Origin of the sequence: Chitinophaga rupis (assembly GCF_900109685.1) — a bacterium.
Taxonomy (GTDB): domain Bacteria; phylum Bacteroidota; class Bacteroidia; order Chitinophagales; family Chitinophagaceae; genus Chitinophaga; species Chitinophaga rupis.
Window position 1 is genome coordinate 104,375 of sequence record NZ_FOBB01000006.1, and the last position, 18,601, is coordinate 122,975.

General features: G+C 40.9%; 13 protein-coding genes and 1 tRNA gene. 6 read left to right on the plus strand and 8 right to left on the minus strand.

What is annotated here, in order from left to right; genetic code table 11:
• Positions 1-4 precede the first annotated feature (4 nt).
• Entirely contained in the window at positions 5-886 is an 882-nt protein-coding gene (locus BMZ54_RS21815; RefSeq protein WP_089917338.1) for a glutamate--tRNA ligase family protein, read from the minus strand.
• Between the two features lie 114 nt (positions 887-1,000).
• Between BMZ54_RS21815 and BMZ54_RS21820 the strand changes: the two genes are divergently transcribed.
• Positions 1,001-1,074 (plus strand) — tRNA-Asp (locus BMZ54_RS21820).
• Positions 1,075-1,718: 644 nt separating this feature from the next.
• Here BMZ54_RS21820 and BMZ54_RS21825 read toward each other — a convergent pair.
• The 7 genes from BMZ54_RS21825 to BMZ54_RS21855 form a co-directional block, all read right to left on the minus strand.
• Positions 1,719-2,744 (minus strand): NAD(P)/FAD-dependent oxidoreductase, encoded by a 1,026-nt coding sequence (locus BMZ54_RS21825; RefSeq protein ID WP_089917341.1) that lies wholly within the window; start codon positions 2,742-2,744, stop codon positions 1,719-1,721.
• A gap of 150 nt (positions 2,745-2,894) precedes the next feature.
• Positions 2,895-3,350 carry a methyltransferase family protein gene (locus tag BMZ54_RS21830; RefSeq protein WP_089917343.1) on the minus strand — a complete coding sequence of 152 codons (456 nt, stop codon included), beginning with the start codon at positions 3,348-3,350 and terminating at the stop codon, positions 2,895-2,897.
• Between the two features lie 135 nt (positions 3,351-3,485).
• Positions 3,486-4,262, minus strand: coding sequence for an SDR family NAD(P)-dependent oxidoreductase (locus BMZ54_RS21835; protein WP_089917345.1), 777 nt, complete (start codon positions 4,260-4,262; stop codon positions 3,486-3,488).
• A gap of 21 nt (positions 4,263-4,283) precedes the next feature.
• Positions 4,284-7,334, minus strand: coding sequence for an efflux RND transporter permease subunit (locus BMZ54_RS21840; RefSeq protein WP_089917348.1), 3,051 nt, complete (start codon positions 7,332-7,334; stop codon positions 4,284-4,286).
• 11 nt (positions 7,335-7,345) lie between these two features.
• Positions 7,346-8,395: an efflux RND transporter periplasmic adaptor subunit gene (locus tag BMZ54_RS21845; RefSeq protein ID WP_089917351.1), complete on the minus strand. Its 1,050-nt coding sequence runs from the start codon at positions 8,393-8,395 to the stop codon at positions 7,346-7,348.
• 18 nt (positions 8,396-8,413) lie between these two features.
• Positions 8,414-9,754: a TolC family protein gene (locus BMZ54_RS21850; protein ID WP_089917830.1), complete on the minus strand. Its 1,341-nt coding sequence runs from the start codon at positions 9,752-9,754 to the stop codon at positions 8,414-8,416.
• A gap of 143 nt (positions 9,755-9,897) precedes the next feature.
• A complete protein-coding gene (locus tag BMZ54_RS21855) occupies positions 9,898-10,554 on the minus strand; it encodes a TetR/AcrR family transcriptional regulator (RefSeq protein WP_202909322.1) in 657 nt (218 codons plus the stop codon).
• 461 nt (positions 10,555-11,015) lie between these two features.
• Here BMZ54_RS21855 and BMZ54_RS21860 point away from each other — a divergent pair, with 461 nt between their 5' ends.
• From BMZ54_RS21860 to BMZ54_RS21880, 5 genes are all read left to right on the plus strand, one after another.
• Positions 11,016-11,363: an immunity protein Imm33 domain-containing protein gene (locus tag BMZ54_RS21860; RefSeq protein ID WP_089917357.1), complete on the plus strand. Its 348-nt coding sequence runs from the start codon at positions 11,016-11,018 to the stop codon at positions 11,361-11,363.
• Between the two features lie 770 nt (positions 11,364-12,133).
• Positions 12,134-13,039 (plus strand): SDR family NAD(P)-dependent oxidoreductase, encoded by a 906-nt coding sequence (locus BMZ54_RS21865; RefSeq protein ID WP_089917359.1) that lies wholly within the window; start codon positions 12,134-12,136, stop codon positions 13,037-13,039.
• A gap of 12 nt (positions 13,040-13,051) precedes the next feature.
• A complete protein-coding gene (locus BMZ54_RS21870) occupies positions 13,052-13,855 on the plus strand; it encodes a helix-turn-helix domain-containing protein (RefSeq protein WP_089917362.1) in 804 nt (267 codons plus the stop codon).
• 153 nt (positions 13,856-14,008) lie between these two features.
• Positions 14,009-16,441 (plus strand): tetratricopeptide repeat-containing sensor histidine kinase, encoded by a 2,433-nt coding sequence (locus BMZ54_RS21875; RefSeq protein WP_089917365.1) that lies wholly within the window; start codon positions 14,009-14,011, stop codon positions 16,439-16,441.
• Entirely contained in the window at positions 16,434-18,410 is a 1,977-nt protein-coding gene (locus BMZ54_RS21880) for a sigma 54-interacting transcriptional regulator (RefSeq protein ID WP_089917367.1), read from the plus strand. The genes BMZ54_RS21875 and BMZ54_RS21880 overlap by 8 nt, the downstream gene beginning before the upstream one ends.
• The last annotated feature ends 191 nt before the right edge of the window (positions 18,411-18,601 follow it).

Here is an 18,601-nt window from a genome sequence, read left to right on the forward strand (position 1 = left end):
ATTTTCAAACAGGCACCTTCACTAACCCCGTTATGCCTTCTAAATCTTTAACCCCTTGCTCATAACCCAACATTTGTGCAATCATTGTATAAATATCCGCCGGCTGCCTCCCTTCTTTTCGCAGGAATTGTATGGAAGTAGCACCGGCGGATTTTGATAATTTTTTATCAGGCGCTTCCAATAGCAGCGGATGATGATAACTGGTGCTGTATTGAAAAGTATTACCTGGCAGTAATGCAGACAAATAATTTTGTGCAATGGTGGATGGCCAAAGGTCTTCTCCTCTTATGATTAAATCCACGCCAAAATAATGATCATCTATAACCGAGGTTAGCTGATAAGCCGGGAAACCATCTTTCTTTCTTACAACAAAATCCTGCATGGAAGGTGGTAAGGTGGTTTTTACTTTACCTGTCAATGTTTGAATGCTGATCTCTTTTGCAGTATCAGTACGCAGCCGCCAGCTTACATTTTCCTGATCCAGCGGTAACCCTTTATTGCGGCAGGTGCCCTGATAAATACCATCCGGTACCTGTGCACGTGAACACTCACAGGCAAATACATGCTCACTTTTCTTCAGTTGCTGCAGCGCTGCACGGTATAACTCCATGCGGTGCAGCTGTGAATATTCCTTTTCGTATTGAGCGTAATCTGCAGGGCCTTCATCCCAGGGAATGTTGAGATAATGCAGGGTGTCAAAAATATCCTGTACATATTGTGACTCTACCCGTTCACGGTCCAGGTCATCAATACGCAGAAGTATTTTGGCGTTGGTTTTCTTTGCCAGTGCAGCAGTGATGGCAAACGACAATACATTACCCAGGTGTAAGAAACCGCTGGGGGTAGGCGCTAGCCTGGTTTTATTGAATGTTTGGTGCAGCTGCATGGCGCGGGTAAATTACTATTTTTTTGCTGCCGGCTGTGGGAGGAGAAAATTTTTTGATGCGGATTTGTTTATTTGGGAGATCTCTATATATTTGCAGCCCGTTTAACACGGAACGGATCGGTAGTTCAGTCGGTTAGAATGCCGCCCTGTCACGGCGGAGGTCGCGGGTTCGAGTCCCGTCCGGTCCGCATCTAAGGTTTATCAGCAATGGTAAACCTTTTTTTATTTTACTTCACTTTGCACTTAATGAGTTGATTTTCAATAAGTAGCAACAATATCGCCTGCTCATTCTTCCTACCTTTATTTCAGCTTGACACTTTAATAACTCGACCTCGACCTGAGTGATGGTCTTTAAAATTTCAGGATCATCAAGTTGTCTATTAAGCTGATTTGCCGTACAAAGAGAGTGCATGAAGATGGTACTTCTACTATATTCATTCAGTACTGTGATAATGCCAAACAAAAACATGGCTGCATACAGGCATCAAAATTCGACCTGCTTGAGGCCTTTTTTGCTTAAATTCATTCTTGCTTTCTGAATGACAAAGCTCAAATCAAGGTAGAGCAATAGTTTATATGGTTCAAATCCCGGTGCGGATACTGAGTATTTTCAATTAGCAAAAATAGCCAACGAACAGGGCTTGCTGCTGTCGCGGTGTTCACTAAACATCCAGTCCTGAAGCGCTGCTGAATTAAGTTAATGAAGATGATTGTAACAGCTATTGCTTGGCGTTGTTCGTTACGCTGGAACTTTTGCTGATGTTTGCATTTAGCCGAAGTTTATTCCGCCTCCCGTCATAGCAGTAAGCCCGATGTTATATGCAGCTTTTTTTCATTTTAAAAATTCTTCTTCTGTCATTGCGTTATTTAAGAATACTCCTGTATTATTCCCTGTCGATACAGCATATGATACAGCACGAACAGGATTGGTACTGTCTCCACAAGCGAATATATTATCCACCGTTGTTTTCTGAAATTCATCTACTTTGATAAGTCCCTGTTCTGTCAATTCACAACCCAACAATTCGGGGATTTTACAGTGTTGTTCAAAAGGAGGTCTTGAATAGATAGCTTTCAATTCAAAACTTGAATTGTCTGAAAAAACTATTTCTTCAACTACTCCGTTTTTGTGGTTCAATGATGCAATCTCCTTTTCAACTATTGAAATATTGTGTCTTTTGATTTCGTCAGTTTGCTCTTGTGTCAATTCCGATTTTCCATTGGTAAATATGGTTAAATCTTTTGTCCAGTTACGAATGAGTCGAGCCAAATGAAATGCACCATATCCATTTGCCAAAATCCCTGTCTTTTGATTTTTCACTTCATATCCGTGGCAATAAGGACAATGAATTACTGTAATCCCCCAACATTCGGAAAATCCCTTAATCTTTAGCATTGAGTCTTTTAAGCCTGTTGCAAAAACGAGTTTTTTAGCTGAAAATAATTTTCCTGATTGAGTTGAAATTTCAAACCCCTTATCGGTTTTCGTTCCATTAATGGCAAGATCAGTTAAGAATTTTACTGTGTCGTATTTCAATACTTGATTCTTCGCTTTCTCCGCAATAACGCTTGGTTTTTCTCCGTCTTGCGTAATGAAGTTATGCGAATGAGGTGTTTGTCGGTTACAAGGCAAACCGCTATCAATGATTAAAACATTTCTTAATGCTCGCCCCAAAGACATTGCTGCCGAAAGCCCTGCATAGCTTCCGCCAACTATGATTACGTCAAAATCTTTACTATCTGTCATTTCATTAAAATTTAAAAATGTTGTTAATGGAAAAGGTAAAGCTAAAACTGATAAAGCAAGTCCACCGTTTTTTATTAGTACTCGTCTTGATATTTTTTTCGTTTCAGTCATTTGGCTTTTGGATGTGTGTCGTTTCTTAATTCTGTTGCTTGGCGTTATTCGTTGTTTAGAGTTAAAGCTAATTAGCGAACAAAGAGTTGAGCATATATTCGTCGCCCCGCCATATTGCCAATGCAAGGTTAGCAGCAGACATCCTTGCTACTATAACCATCTTGGTGTTTTCTTTTTATATTCTAAGTATGGCTCACCAAACCATTCTGTCATCCATTTCTCTTCTCGAAGTACAAATTGCGTGTGAAGTATCAAAAAAAAGATTGGGATTACAATGAGGGGTGAAAATGTTCCTAAAAGTATTGAAGTGCCAATAAGCATAGTGATAAGACCCAAGTACATCGGATTCCTTGTATACTTGAATGGCCTTTTTGTTACAATTAGAGTTGCCCGAGTACCCGGACGAAGATTTGTGCCTAATTTCCGAAAGAACATACCACTTCCAAGACCAAGAGAAAATCCAAGAACAATTATTATAATTCCAATGTACCTCCAAGGAAAATGCAACCAACGTCCGATTGGAACAAATGAACTGAGTAGTATCATCGCAATTAATCCTATAAGAAAAAAAATTGGAGGAGGAATACGAGGTATTGAAGTGCTCATGATGATTTAATTTACAAATTGCTTGCTGGTAAACTGTTTTCAAACAAAGCTTTGAATATACCCTAATCTTTTTTTCTATCAGTACTAATTTATTTTATGCCATTCACATCTTTCAAAACAGAATTTTCAAACACATCACTTGGCACTTGCCAGCTTCATCTTGATTTTCATCATCATAGAGTCTGGCAATATTCCAGCTAAAATGGAATTAAACCGGTTTTGAAAGCCTACAATTTTCTTTCCTTTTCCATGTAGTAAAAGTTTCACTCCTTCAGTAGCCACTGTTTTCACTGGGGCTGGCTTGTTAGATTTTACCAGATTTGTTTCCCGCATTTCTGGTGAAACAAAAGCTGTTTCAGTTGTGCCGGGAGCCAGTGTGGTAACCACTACGCCGGTTCCTTCCAGTTCGGCAGCGAGAGTTTCCGAAAATGCTAAGACAAAAGACTTGGTAGCGGAATACACCGACATGTAAGGGAAAGGCAAATATGCAATCACTGAAGAAACATTCATGATTCTGCCTAACTTTCGGGCTGCCATATCTTTTGCAAACAATTTGGTAAGGATAACCAGGCTGCTGACGTTGAGATCAATCATGTTCAACTCCTTTTCCAGTGATGTTTCCAAAAAACAGCCATAGTCGCCCAATCCTGCATTGTTCACCAAATGAGATACCTGGTAGTTAGCTTTCTTGATATCATCATATAACTGAGCCGCCTGCTCTGTTTTGCTTAGGTCTTTGGGTAGGTAGTGCACAGTAATTCCATATCTGGAAGATAATTCCTTCTCCATGGCTGCCAATTTATCTTCACTGCGGGCAGTGAGTATTAGATTGTATTTTAAAGCTGCAAGCTGTTGGGCCATTTCGTAACCAATTCCGGATGATGCTCCGGTTATTAAGATGTATTGTTTCATTTTGTTTGATTTTATGAATGATTAAATACTTTCAATGGAAGGTGGTATAAGCTTATACATTACCGGCGTTACAATTCTTGAAAGAATAGTTGAACTAATTAATCCTCCAATCAATACAATCGCTAATGGAGCTATAAGTGGATTGGGGTTCCAGGCAAGAGGAATTAATCCACAGATAGCGGTTATAGAGGTAAGCACCACCGGTAAGAAACGGGTTTCTCCTGCTTTATTAATTGCATCGTCTATGCTATAACCTTCAGCCCGCAACTGGTTGGTAAAATCAACGAGTAACAACGAATTCTTGACTTGTATGCCGGACAAACCAATGAAACCAATAATAGAAACGATTGACATCGGATGGCCGGTGATCAGTAGCATTACCACACCTCCGAGAATTCCTAATGGAATAATAGATAGTACAATGATGATACCTTTAAACGTTTTAAATTGTAGTAACAGAACGCCGATAAAGAGGAATGCACTTAGCAGTATAACTGAAAGGAAGTTTCCACCCAATGCATCACCTTCCGATTCCGCTTCTCCGGATAGCTTATAATAGTAACCAGGCGGCATTTTAAGTTTGTCCAGTTGCGGAACAATATCCTTTAGTACATCGTTTGCATATATACCTTCTTTGGTTAGAGAAGTAACCTTTATAAAACGCGATTTATTAAAATGATTTATTGCCGTAGGCGATGTTTCAAAAGAAATGGTTGCAATCTGGTTAACCAATACAGGAACACCTTGTATGTTGTTTACGTACAGGTTTTTGAATGCATCTAAATTTGAAAATTTATCTTTGGGAAGTGTCAGGACAACGTTGCGGGCATCGCCTCTGTCATCTATATAATCACCAACAGTTAATCCTGCTACCGCCATTCGAATTACCTTATCAACATCGCTTGTAAGCACACCCAATGTGCGGGCTTTCTCTTTGTTTATTTCTATTTTAACGTCAGACTTGTAGGTGTTTAATTCGTTATTGATGTAAACAGTACCTGGGTTGTTGCGCAAAATATCCTCCACCTTAAAGGAAAGCTTACGTAGCGTGTCCGGGTCTTCACCAAAAACCCTTACAACTATGTTGGCTTCTATCGCGGGTCCCTGTTCAAAATCTTTCACTTCAATTTTGGCATAGGGAAAACTTTTAAATTTTTCTCTTAGCTGTTTAATCAACGCTACTTTAGAGGCAGGACTTGCCTCATCATCCAACTGTACAAAAATCTGGGCAAAGTCGGGCTTAACGTCCTGTTGATGTATGTTATAATATATCTGCGGATTTCCTTTGCCCACATTGCTTGTATAATACACAATCTCTTTGTGTTGTTTTAATTCATTTTCTATGAGTTTAGTTACCCTATCACTCTCTGGAATATCAGCCTGCAGCGGCATTTTGATATTGATAAGGAACATCGGCTTTTCAGAAGTTGGAAAAAGTTTGAATCCTGTTTTTGTAAATAAGAAAAAGGCGAAAGCACTAAGTATTAATGATATTCCAATGGTTGTTTTGGGATATTTTAAAGCTCGTGGCATAATACCGCGATAACTGTAGGTGAGAAATTTTTGCAATTGCTTTAGGAAAAAATTACCTTCTCCATGGGCATGCGTTTTCAATATCCGGCTTCCCATGAAAGGAACAAGCGTTAAAGCTACAACCATCGATGCCAGTACACTGGTGATAACAGCCATAGGCAGGCTGCGCATAAATTCACCGGGTGCATCCGGCAGGAAGGCAAGAGGCAAAAACGCAATTACTAACGTGGCTGTACATCCTACAACTGCTACACCTATTTGTTTAGTGCCTTTTAAGATAGCATCCATTCGTGAGTGTCCTTCCCTGAGCCATCTTTCTATATTTTCAACAACTACGATACTGTCATCCACCAACAATCCCAGCGCCACAACGAGCCCAACAATACTAAGCTGGTTTAATGAAAACCCTAATAAATTCAATGCTATAAGCCCTATTGCTAACGAAAGCGGAATAGAAATCATTACGATGAGTGATGCCCTGAATCCTAAAGGCAATAAGGTAATGGCTACTAAAAGAATTGCTAACCCAAAATCAAATCCGAGATGTCCCAAACGTTGCGAAACCATATTTGCCTGGTCAAAAGTTTTGACAAGTTTGATATTAGAGGGAAGTCCTTTCGAAAATTCGTCAACAATTGGAAGAAATTCTTTTTGCACTTGTGCTATGTTGACGTTGTCTTTCATTGCTGCAGTCACCAATACAGAACGGTGTCCGTTTAGACGTATAATATGGTTCACCATTTCGCTTTTATAGCTTACATCAGCCACATCTTTCAAATAGATAATCTTTCCATTAGCGTTGTAAATAACGGTATTGGCAACATCCTCAACATTCTTAAGCTTTCCACTGGTCTTTACATTAAAAACCTTACTGTCAAGATTGATGCTTCCTCCGGGAATGTCTGCCGCTTCACTTTGCAAACTGCCTGCAACTATGTTAAGCGGAATTTTCAGTTGCGCCAGTTTATCCAGTTGCACATCAACACGGATTTCCTGTTCCGGCATACCGGAATATTTAACTTCTTTGAGGTTTGTTATTTTCTCCAGGCGGGTTTTTAGTATATCAGCCTGGTCTCTCAATAGTTTATCGGAAGCATTATCAGAGACCAATGCCGCCTGTAAAATTTTTACATCCGAAGAAGAGATCTTTTCTGTTTTGACCAGGTAGATATCCTTGGGAAGTTCACTGTTTTTCAAAGCATTTATCTCTGTAGATATTTCCTGGTACTTATTGTTAATATCAACACCATATTTGAATTTCACCTGGATTGCCGCCACGCCGTCTTCAATTGTGGTAAGCATTTTATCAATGTTTTCCAGGCCATAAATTTTGTTCTCAATCGGCTTGGCTACCTGCTCTTCCATGTCTTTAGGACTTGTGCCGGGGTATATGACCGTTATGAGATATTCTGGCGGATGAATGGTCGGATCCTCCGAACGCGGCATGGTAAACAAGGTGAGTACGCCCACTACTGCAAACAGCAGGAAAATAATGAGCGTGAACTGGTAATTTTTAACCGCAAAATTTGTAATCTTCATATCTATAGTTATTACCTGATAATTTTTATTGTAGATTTTTCGTTGAGATAGGCACTGTTGGATACCACAATTTCTTTCACATCAGCAAGTCCCTCTCTCAGGTACACCTGTTGGTTGTCGATTTTTGAAATAGTTACCGGGATCTTCCTCACCTTACCGGTTCCTTCGGGCGCAAAGACGAATGCTTTATCACCATCGGCTTCTACTAAAGAGCTGTATGGAATGACGTTTACATTTTCATCAGAATTAGTAGAGATTTCCGCTTTGCCAAACATGCCTACTGCAGGTTTTATATCTTTTAATTTCAGTTTCAGTTCTACCTGGAAGGAGCCCAGCGCACGGTCTGCCGCCTGTGACTTACGAAATACGAAAGCATCAATTTCCTTACCTGCATATCCGTCCAGCGTTACCTTCGCTGCCTGGCCCGGACTGACAGCGGACCATTCACGGTCTGTTACACCAACCTTAAGCAAATAGTTATCGTTTCCGTTTGTTTCGTTGATAATAAAGACCGGCGTTCCCGCGCCAATTACTTCTCCTTCATTGGCAATTTTTTGAGTTACAAAACCATCGGATGCTGCATATATTTTTGAATAGCGTTCGTTAAAAGCTATTGCCTCTTTTGCTTTCTGAGCAATATCCAGGGCGGTCTTGGTGTTTTGCAGTTGTTCTAAAGTAAAAACGCTGTCTTTGTAAAGATTCACCGCCCGTGTATAGTCGCGTTGTGTTTTGTCAACATTCAGGCTGGCTTGCTCCAGGCCTGCTGAAATCTCTGTAGAATTGAGTGTGGCAAGCAACTGGCCTTTCTTGAAGAACTGGCCTTCTTCTACCAAAACACGGTTAATTACACCTCCTATTTTGAAGGAATATTTGGCTTCGTTTTCTGTGCTTACCAGGCCTGTTGCATTTATTTTTTGAGGTAAACCTAATGCAGACACTGCTGAAATCTTTACAGGAATAACATCCGTTTCTCCCAACGGATTTTTTGATTTGTCTTCTTCATTGCAGGAGTATAAAACTGACATTGCTGCAATAAGACTGAGCAATTGTATTTTCTTCATCTTAGTTGTTTTTTTATTTTATTGAATGGTGAAACTGGCGTTGGCGCGTTCTATTTCTGCCTGTTTTATTAATGTGTCGTAAAGTGAAATATTTGCCTGAAGTTGGGCAGATACGAGTTGGTTTTGTGCATCCAGCAGTTCTATATAAAGTGAAATACCTTCTTTATATAGCAGCAATTCATCCTTATAATATTTTTCAGAAGAAGCCACTTGTGAAACAGCTGCATTGTAATTTATAAGCGCGGTGTTGAATGAATTGGCTGCCGTGCTAACCTGTAATCTCAGTTGCTGTTCGGTATTGCTTGTCTGGGATGCAATCACTTTAGTATCCGCCTCCACCTGTTTTACTTTAAATTTATTTCTGCCTCCTGAAAAAATATCCCAGCCAAGTGAAATCCCGAAGAAATAATAAGGCGATTTGTCATTTACTTTAAAATCAAAAGCTTGCGACCCTAAATCAAGAAAGGAATTTAGTTTTGGTATTTTGTAGGAGTTTGCAAGACCAATAAGGTTCTTATTGATTGCGGCTGCTGTATTTAACTTTAATAATTCTTCTCTTTTATTTACAGCAGTATCATCTGCAACATGTGGGTCAGGAATATTGGTTATTGAGTCTATAAGTATGGGAGTGGTTAGCGGTTGGTTGATTAAGAAATTAAAAAAGTCTCTGGCATTATCACGGTTTATCATGGCGGTATTCAGTTGTGCAGTAATCTTTGTTACTTCATTATTGCTCCTTACTACTGCCGTGCGGTTTACTTTTTCGTTATTAAAAAGAGAAGTGTTTATCCTTTCATTTTCTTTTACAAGTGCAAGGGCATTTTCATAAATCCCGATGGCTGCCGTTGCCTGTAAATAATTATAATAAGCGATTTTGATTTCTTTTACAAGTTCCCGCTTGTAAATGTCTATTTCTATCTTTTGCAAATCATACTGCTGACTTTTTATTTTTTTATTGTAAGCTATTTCTGCATTGATGACCGGAAAAGTGGTATGTAGTTTTACATCATAAAAATTATTGGGGTTCAGCAGTACACTTTGGTTTTGTATTTGTGGAAAATTATTAGTGCCTGTCAGTTGGTTGAGCGTTTTGTAAACGGGATTCATTAAATCTCCCACCGGAATATCCACGGTGCGTCCGCCGCCTGCAAGGGTATAGTTTCCATTAAACTCAACATTGGGGAGGAATAATGATTTAGCTTCTTTCAAAGCCCAGAGACTTTTATCAAGTAAAAATTGCTGCTGGCGGATTGTTTCATTATTACTCAGACCCGTGTTGATATACTGCTCCAGGTGTGTTTGTGCATAAGCGCTTCCAACGCATAATAACAGCAAAAGAAATGGGATAAATTTTTTCATGATTTTTATTTTAATGAACCATATTATTTTAATGAACAATGTTCATTTCTAAAGCAAAAAAAACACGATAACTTTTTCAAGGCTCTGATTTTAATGAACCATATAATTTTAATGAACAATGTTCATTATGAGGGCAAAAAAATTTACAGATTACTTATGATTATTAAAAACTCATCGTACGCATCCGTTACAATGTTTTCAGGGTTTTTAATATTCGCGTTTTTCGTACGGGAACCTATTTCCAGGCTGCACATGCCATGTATACAGCTCCATATCAGAAAACACAGGGGGTCCAGTTTATGCCCTTTAAAATGCCCGGCATCCATGCACTGTTTTACCGTAGTTCTTAGCGAATCAAAGCTTGCTTTCCCTTCATCCCACTCATCTTTTTGGATTGTTTCAAGGAACTCCATTGGTGCTTTAAGAATAAACATCAGATCGTACATTTCCGGGTTATTCAGGCCATAAGTGATATACACTTTGCCCATTGCCTTTAGCCGCTCCATCGGGTCTTTTACGTTAAATAATACTTTCAACTGGCCGCCGAGGTCAACGAAGCCCTGCGTGTGCAGCGCATGGAGTATTTCATTCTTATCCCTGAAATAAACATATACTGTACCGATGCTGTAGTCTATGGAATCAGCGATATTTCTGATAGTTGTTTGTCCGATGCCTTTTTCTACAAACAACTTACGGGCAGCTTTTAAAATAAGCGCCTTCAGCTCTTCCTTCTCTCTTGCTTTTCTTTCTATAGTACCCATAAAATCAATTTCAGTACAAAGAAAATGAACAATGTTCATTTTTCAAAATAAATTTTATTTTTTGCTTGACATTTGAAGTGAATAACTGGCCGAATATTACGAATACAATAATCCGATCTGCAAGTTTGGCACTATCGATACAATGTTTGAAGGATCGAAAATTATACCGAAATAGTTCAGAATCAGTATCTTAATTGTTTATTAATTAAAGATTTAAGATTGAAAATGGAGATTAGATCTTCTATCTCCTGGTTCGATAATTCTCTTATGTGGGGCACGGTGATTTTCGATTACTTACAAAGGCTGGAGTTGATACGGCCTTTTTTGTTTTAATTCAAAGTTCTGATAAACTCTGATGAGGGTGACTATTTACATGAGCTGTTTTAGCCCTCTTGCAATAAATAAGTTTTGAGGGTGTACTGGTACACCCTCAAAACTTATAATGGTGATAGCCTTTTAACTTGCTTGAGTAAATATTCAAAAGCGCAAAAGAAAAAAACATGGATTTAATTAAAACACAAAAAGAAGTATGTACTAAGTTCGGAGCCGTATTCGTCGAGGCTCCTTCTAATCTTAAAGTCGGCATTTCTCTAAATGTTAAAGACGGCATTTATCCGATAAATGGAATGCGTCATCCGATTGAAGGAGACACTTCGGGATGGTATATTTGGGCAGGCGAAGAATTTTCAGAAGACCCGGATTTTTTCGTTTCTCTTCATATTGAACATTTAAACGAGTGGTGCCCTCAAATAATTAAATATCTTGGTCTTGCACCGGGATGGAGATTTCTAATCGCACCGGGATATGAAGACGTATGGAAAGATACTTCATTGCTGCAAGTTGATTAATTAATATGCAATAAGTGTTAACAGCAGAATATTTCTGCCGTTAACACTTATATAATCTTTGATAAACTATTCAAAACCTTTCACACCTCCGAAAGCTATACCTAGTGTCTTTTATGCCCGATAGGATATTTCATGGCTACGCGAAGGCTATTAAATATTTGACACCGGCTATGTGTCTCATTCTGCAATTTGTACTGCAGCAAAAATTGCTAATTTCAACATAAGTTGTAAATCCAGCAATATGATTCCGCGTGAGGCAATGCAAAGCCAAAGCGTTACAACGTTTTGGTACACTAATCGTAGCCTAATATTTTACACTTCACCCTCTGTGAAGCGGATAAAGCTGAAATGACCGTTGGGATCGCGGTTGATATTACCAAATTAGAGCTGGGAAATAGATAGTATAGTCCTTTGACACCAATAGAAAAATTTAGAATTGGGAAATCTTCCTCCAATGAAAACAGTTTAGAAAAGCAATAAAAGAATTGAGTATGATCGTATTAGGTTTTACAATACCGTAATTTCATCTTCTTGAAGCTGAAATCGCAGGTATAACTAATATCATTGCTAAAAGCCGTACTATCACATGTCATTCTGCTGCTCAGCGGATTTTCAGGCGGTGCACATCCTGAAATGCGATGCGCTTCGATAAGATCATTTATTACTCCTAAATGCAAGTTGCCGGACTTTTCAGGAAAGTAACTTTGGACTTTTCAGGAAAGCAGAATAAACATTCCCTGCCGACCTTTGTGTAATAAAATCTTACAACAATGGGAGCAACTAAAGCATATGTGATAACCGGACCAACTTCCGGCATCGGCTTTGCAACTGCAATGGAACTAGCCAAACATGGGACGGTAATTCTCGTAGGCAGAAATCGTGATAAACTAAATCAGGTACAAAAAACTATCGCTGGCAACGGGCAAAAAGCAATATGTGTAGTGTGTGATATATCAGACATCAGAAGTGTGAGAAGTGCAGCACAGCAAATTGTTGCCCTACAACTTCCCATAGCGGGAGTACTCAACAATGCAGGTATTATGCTGGGAAAGGGCTCAAAAAGCGCACAGGGCTGGGATATGACCTACGCGACCAATCATCTTGGCGCTTTCGCATTTACCGAAGCACTCTCGCCTTACCTGCCCGATAGAGCAAACGTGATATTCATCGCCTCTGCTATAGAAGATCCGGAGCGCAAACCAGCAAAGATTATGGGTATGCGGGGAGGCCGGTACATTTCTGCCGAGGCAAGTGCCCGGGGAGAGTGGAAAGAAGGCGGCTCAAAAATGGCCGGAATAGATGCTTACGCAACATCGAAGCAGTGTATCCTCGCCGCGGCGATGGCTTTGGCACGTGAAAACAAAAGACTGCATTTTAATGCCGTAGAGCCAGGGATCACCCGGGGCACCAATCTTGGCAGTGAAAGCACAAATTCGGTTGTACGCTTTATATTCGGTCACCTAATGGCTATTATACCGCCCTTCTCTCACTACAGTAGCACTCCGGAAAAGTCTGCAAAGGTTATCGCAAAAATACTAATGGACGAAACAGGGCAGACAGGTATATATTTTGATGAAAAAGGCTATCCAATGATAGGCTCGGAATTGTCGCGCGATCCCAAATTCCAGGACCGCGTTGTTGCAGAAACGAGAGCGCTGTTACAGAAAGTATTGTAATTTGAATTTGTTATGACGAAGGCAACAGGAACAAATCCAACATATGTCATTGATGAAATTTCATCTCAACATTTTATTGACGAGCATTATTTTATGTATGTTATAAAGGGAGTGGTGGTGCTTTATGATGGGAGTCAATACCAGGAATTGCGATCGGGGCAAAGCTGTATTGCCCGCAGAAACAGATTAGGGCGCTACTATAAGACGAGGGAAGACGGTGAACTGGATAAAGTAATCCTCTCTCTCGATACATCCTTTCTGAAACAGTTTTATAATAAGCACAAAATAGCAGTGACAAAATTTGAGTGTACTGAAACATGCATTCCGGTGAGTAAGAATGAATTACTTGATAACTATATCGGATCATTGCAGCGAATATATAGCCATGGCAAGATAAGAGAGCCTTTTTCAAATGTAAAACGTGAGGAGCTGTTGCTGATCCTTCTGGAACAGCAACCGGAATTTGCCGGTTTGCTTTTCGATTTCGGTATCCCTGCAAAAATCAATCTGGAAGAATTCATGGTTCGAAATTATCCGTTCAATGTCAGCATAGAACGATTTGCATTTCTTACCGGCAGAAGCATATCTGCATTCAAACGGGACTTCAGGCAAATATTCAATGAAACACCAAGCCGCTGGCTGGTATTAAAGCGTCTCCAGGAAGCGTACTTCCTGATTGATCAGAAAGGACTGAAACCATCTGACATTTATCTTGATCTGGGTTTTGAGACGCTTTCTCATTTTTCTTTTGCATTCAAAAAACAATTTGGAATAACTCCCACAGCTCTATCCGGCAAAAAAACAAAAATGGAATAAAAATTTGTACCCCCAATATATATAGGATCATCAATTACCTGTTTTCCAGGTACCTCAACTCCCCTTTGACATCCCCTCTGAATTTGCTAACTTGAGACCACTATATTCTGACCGGCCGCTCCGGCCGGCCACACCACTCTCAAAAAGAAAACTATGTCCAGGGCGGTTCTAATTGGTCTGCTATCCGGTTTATTGTTATCTGTTGGAATCCCATCCCAATCAACGGCACAGCCGGAGGCTTCAGCGTATTCTTATTACCCGCCAGCTAAGGATAAAGCATCATGGCAACGGCTGAATTTGTGGCTTAGCTCCACGTATCTCTATATTGCCAAGGAGGCACTGACCGACCAGGATAGTTGTTTGTTAATAGCCGGCCGTTATCTTGGTCTGAGCCGGTTTTCCATACTGGCAGAGGGATTTGGTGATGAAAAATTGCGTGAGCAATCAAAATGGATCGATCAGAGCGATCCAAACATAGCCATCCGCTCTCTTTCAAAAGCAAGCGGCAAAAAACATCTGCAATTATTGATGCTGCTTGGTGCTTACTATGCTTTTCAGCCCGCGGGTTATTCCCGGTATAAAGACAGCGTTGAATATTTTCTAAATAAAGCGATAAAAGAAAGTAAAACCCTGAAGGAAGAAAAGTGGGGACGTATAGCACTTTGCCTGCTGGGGAAAATATATCTGCAGGCATACGACAATAAAGGCGATTCGATCTATAATCAACTGATAGATCAATGCAGGAAAGCAGGCGATAAAGAAACAGAAACCAGGGCAATTGCCTATCGTGGCATATACACAGCTCCCAGACAAACTACGTTTCAAAGAAAACTGACCGATCTGCAACAGGCTGCAGACGGCTATCACAGCCTGGGCGACATTGAATCTGAGATCAATCTATTGATGGACCTGGGCTATGTTTTTATGGCCGCGGGACAGCTGCAAAGAGCCAATGATCTTTTTCTGAAAGCGCTTTCACTGGCAGCATCTATTCAATATCCATATACCCATTACATTACAGAGGCGCTTGCCAACATCACAATGTACCAGGGAAAATTCGGGGAACCACTACGATATATACGTCAGGCAATTAAGGTTGCAGAAAGCTGCCGCGACAGCACCGCGTGGGCGCTTTTATATGGCCGGCTGGCAATATTATATGATGCCGAGGGCAGACGGAAGGAGGCGTTAGAGACGGCGCAAAAATCAATAAAGCGATTTATCATAGATCGTAACCCGGCCGTGTACAATGTCCTGCAACTTGTAATCCAGGCTATGAATGAAGAAGGCCATGGAAAAGAAGCGCTCGATCTTGTATTCAATATTTCAAAAAAGGTGAGCACACCGGTGGGCATATCAGATATGTTCTATTATCAGGCAGCACTTTCTACATGTTATGAAGCCCTGAACATGTTAGATTCAGCCGAAGTGCATATCAAAAAGATGGATTCGCTTGAAACAGAGGCTGAAGTTATCCGGGGACCACTAAGAAGAGGGGCTGTCATCGAACATTATGCATCGCTTTCCTTTAATCGCGGACAATACCAGAAAGCAAAAGAATATCTTGAAGAACATTTCAAAGTTCCTTCCTATGGCCACCGGGCCCTGATGAATGATCTGGCAGCATACCGTTTGCTGATTGCTACCGATTCGGCGCTTGGCAATAAAGAAGCAGTGATGTCCCACTATAAGGAATACATAAAATTGCTTGATTCCAATTTCAGAGTAACAAGCATAAGACAGGCAGAAGAGCTCCAGGTCGTGTACGAAACACAGGAAAAAGAAACCCAGATCGCTGCATTGAACCAGGACGCAAAACAATCAAAACTTATAAGGAATTTAACCCTTTCAGGTATTGTTGCAGCAATGATCATTGCAGGGTTATTATACCGCCAAACCCGTTTAAAACAAAAGAGCAATAAAATAATTACCTATAAAAACGAACAGCTGCAGGACCTGGTAGCGGATAAAGAGTGGTTATTGAAAGAGATCCATCACCGGGTTAAGAACAATCTTCAGATCATCATGAGCCTGCTCGATTCTCAATCCAGGTACATAGACAATGATACGGCCCTCACAGCCATCAATGACAGCCAGCGAAGAGTACAGGCTATATCGCTGATCCACCAAAAGCTGTATCAATCCGAAAATACGTCCTCGATCGATATGCCTCACTATATAGATGAACTGGTTAGCTACCTGCAGGACAGCTTTGATACCGGCAGCCGTACCGTAATTGAACAGGATATTGAACCATTGAAGCTGGACGTTGCGAAAGCCATTCCGCTGGGACTGATCATAAACGAAGGCATTGTAAATGCCATTAAATATGCATTCCCCAGGCAGCAGACTGGTATTGTACGGATTAGTCTGAAATATAGTGACGCTGACCATTTAGTGCTCAATATATCAGATAATGGTATAGGCCTGCCTTTGGATGGGAAGCTGTCAGAGCGGGGCTCGCTGGGGTTTAGCCTGATGCGTGGGCTTACCAGGCAGCTGGATGGAATTTTTAATATTGAAAGCAACAAAGGTCTGCATATATCAATCCGGTTTAGCGCTTTAAATAACCAGTCGTATGACTAAAAAAATACTTATTGTAGAAGATGAATTTATTGTAGCCAACAATCTGCAGATGATATTGGAGGAAGCCGGCTATACAATAAACGGTATTGCTGCTTCGGCCCGGGAAGCGCAGGAGTATATTCAACAAAATAAACCCGACCTGGTACTGCTTGACATCAGGCTTAAGGGAAAACTATCCGGTATGGATATCGCCCGGAAATTAAGAGCCGATCATATTCCTTTTATTTACCTATCTGCCAACGCGAACCAGACCATACTCGAAGAAGCAAAAACAACCGAGCCTTATGGATTTCTGGTTAAGCCGGTCAGGGAGAAGGATCTGCTGGTTGCGCTGGAAATTGCCTGGTACCTGCATCAGCATAGCTATGAATCAAAATTGAGGCGCGAAGAACAGCTGCAGAAAAGCATAACGGAAATAAGCAATGAAGCGTTGGATGCCCGGCAATCACTGCTGAAAATTGCAGGAGTGATGCAATCGTACATACCCTTTGATTTTATTGCATGCGGCATCAGGCCGATGGATGCAAAACAGTTCACGGATACAGGATATTTGCGCACCGGGTTCAATGAATATCAGTTTATTGGTGAAGAAGAACTGGTGGCCATCTCGGGTTTGAGCAAAGCCGCACTTTCCGGTATCATTGAAAACAGCGATAGCGACAGCCATGCCGGTATTTATAATCACGGGACAACCAAAAATACAAACAACAATCTGCTGCAAAGAAAGCTAATGGATTGTTTGCGGATGGAATCCTATCTCGCATTCCCCGTGGCCCTCGGTTATGGATTGTCCGTACATTATTTCTTTTATAGCCGGCATGCTGATATCTACAACAAAGATCATATTAGCCTGTTAAACCGTCTGAAAATATGCCTGGAAGAGGTAGCAAATAAAACACTATATACCGAAACATCCTCCGTTACAGCCGCTCGTCAGCCGGCCGCTTTTAAAAGGAAGCAGGATGAGGTGGCAGACAAAAAAGCGTTCGAAGGTATTATCGGCAACCATCATTTACTGTTGTCGGCACTGGACCTGGCAGCGCAGGTTGCGCCCTATAATACTTCCGTTCTGATATTAGGCGAAAGCGGTACCGGGAAAGAAAGTGTGGCGCAAGCCATCCACTTACTTTCGCCCCGGAAAAAAGGTCCGTTTGTAAAGGTGAACTGTGCGGCTATTCCGGTAACATTGATAGAGTCAGAATTATTTGGGCATGAAAAAGGCGCTTTTACCGGCGCTATTGAAAAAAGAAAAGGAAAATTTGAGCTGGCTGACGGGGGAACTATCTTTTTAGATGAGATCGGAGAACTGCCATTTAGCATGCAGGCGAAATTATTACGTGTTTTGCAGGAACGGGAGATCGAATACGTAGGCGGCAGTTCGCCGGTAAAAGTAAATGTTCGCGTAGTAGCCGCCACCAATCGAAACCTGGAGAAGGAAGTGGCGGAACGGAATTTCCGGCTTGATCTATATTACCGGCTGAATGTGTTTCCCCTCACGCTGCCACCACTTCGTGAACGAAAAACCGATATCGAAGCCCTGGTATTATTCTTTGCACAAAAATTTTGTGACGCGTTGAACAAGCCATTTAAAGGTATTACTGATTCGATGATGGAAAAAATGTATGCCTATCACTGGCCGGGAAATATCCGTGAACTCGAAAATATTATTGAGCAATCTGTTGTGCTGAACGATGGCAGATCTAAATTACAATTAATGAGGAGCTTTAGTACGGCCATTCCGGAACCGGCCGGTAAACCCGCTCTCAATACCTTTGAAGAAGTAAAACATATTCAGCAGCAAACAGAAAGAGAATACATCACTTCCTTTCTGAAAAAAGCAAAAGGCCGTATACGCGGAGCCGGAGGTGCTGCGGAATTATTAAACATCAAACCCAGCACCCTCGAATCAAAAATGACGAAGCTGAATATTAAAAGACAGGATTTTACCGATCCATCTGAAAACTTATAGCCTTTATAGCAATATGCCCCGGAATTTTCGGGTTTTCTAAAGAAATACCCCGATATCTTCGGGGGTGCATAACTTCAACTTCTTTCGCTTCACTTCCGCCTGCCGATGCGGGCAACTTGATTTTCAAAGCATTACCAAATAGCTGCGTCTCCCTCTTCGCTGTTTCAATTGAATGGCATACAAATGGCCAC

What these genes read in the sequence shown, in the direction of transcription:
- BMZ54_RS21815 (WP_089917338.1), bottom strand. Translation starts at nt 886, where the DNA reads ATGCAGCTGCACCAAACATTCAATAAAACCAGGCTAGCGCCTACCCCC.
- BMZ54_RS21825 (WP_089917341.1), bottom strand. Translation starts at nt 2,744, where the DNA reads ATGACTGAAACGAAAAAAATATCAAGACGAGTACTAATAAAAAACGGT.
- BMZ54_RS21830 (WP_089917343.1), bottom strand. Translation starts at nt 3,350, where the DNA reads ATGAGCACTTCAATACCTCGTATTCCTCCTCCAATTTTTTTTCTTATA.
- BMZ54_RS21835 (WP_089917345.1), bottom strand. Translation starts at nt 4,262, where the DNA reads ATGAAACAATACATCTTAATAACCGGAGCATCATCCGGAATTGGTTAC.
- BMZ54_RS21840 (WP_089917348.1), bottom strand. Translation starts at nt 7,334, where the DNA reads ATGAAGATTACAAATTTTGCGGTTAAAAATTACCAGTTCACGCTCATT.
- BMZ54_RS21845 (WP_089917351.1), bottom strand. Translation starts at nt 8,395, where the DNA reads ATGAAGAAAATACAATTGCTCAGTCTTATTGCAGCAATGTCAGTTTTA.
- BMZ54_RS21850 (WP_089917830.1), bottom strand. Translation starts at nt 9,754, where the DNA reads ATGAAAAAATTTATCCCATTTCTTTTGCTGTTATTATGCGTTGGAAGC.
- BMZ54_RS21855 (WP_202909322.1), bottom strand. Translation starts at nt 10,554, where the DNA reads ATGAACATTGTTCATTTTCTTTGTACTGAAATTGATTTTATGGGTACT.
- BMZ54_RS21860 (WP_089917357.1), top strand. Translation starts at nt 11,016, where the DNA reads ATGGATTTAATTAAAACACAAAAAGAAGTATGTACTAAGTTCGGAGCC.
- BMZ54_RS21865 (WP_089917359.1), top strand. Translation starts at nt 12,134, where the DNA reads ATGGGAGCAACTAAAGCATATGTGATAACCGGACCAACTTCCGGCATC.
- BMZ54_RS21870 (WP_089917362.1), top strand. Translation starts at nt 13,052, where the DNA reads ATGACGAAGGCAACAGGAACAAATCCAACATATGTCATTGATGAAATT.
- BMZ54_RS21875 (WP_089917365.1), top strand. Translation starts at nt 14,009, where the DNA reads ATGTCCAGGGCGGTTCTAATTGGTCTGCTATCCGGTTTATTGTTATCT.
- BMZ54_RS21880 (WP_089917367.1), top strand. Translation starts at nt 16,434, where the DNA reads ATGACTAAAAAAATACTTATTGTAGAAGATGAATTTATTGTAGCCAAC.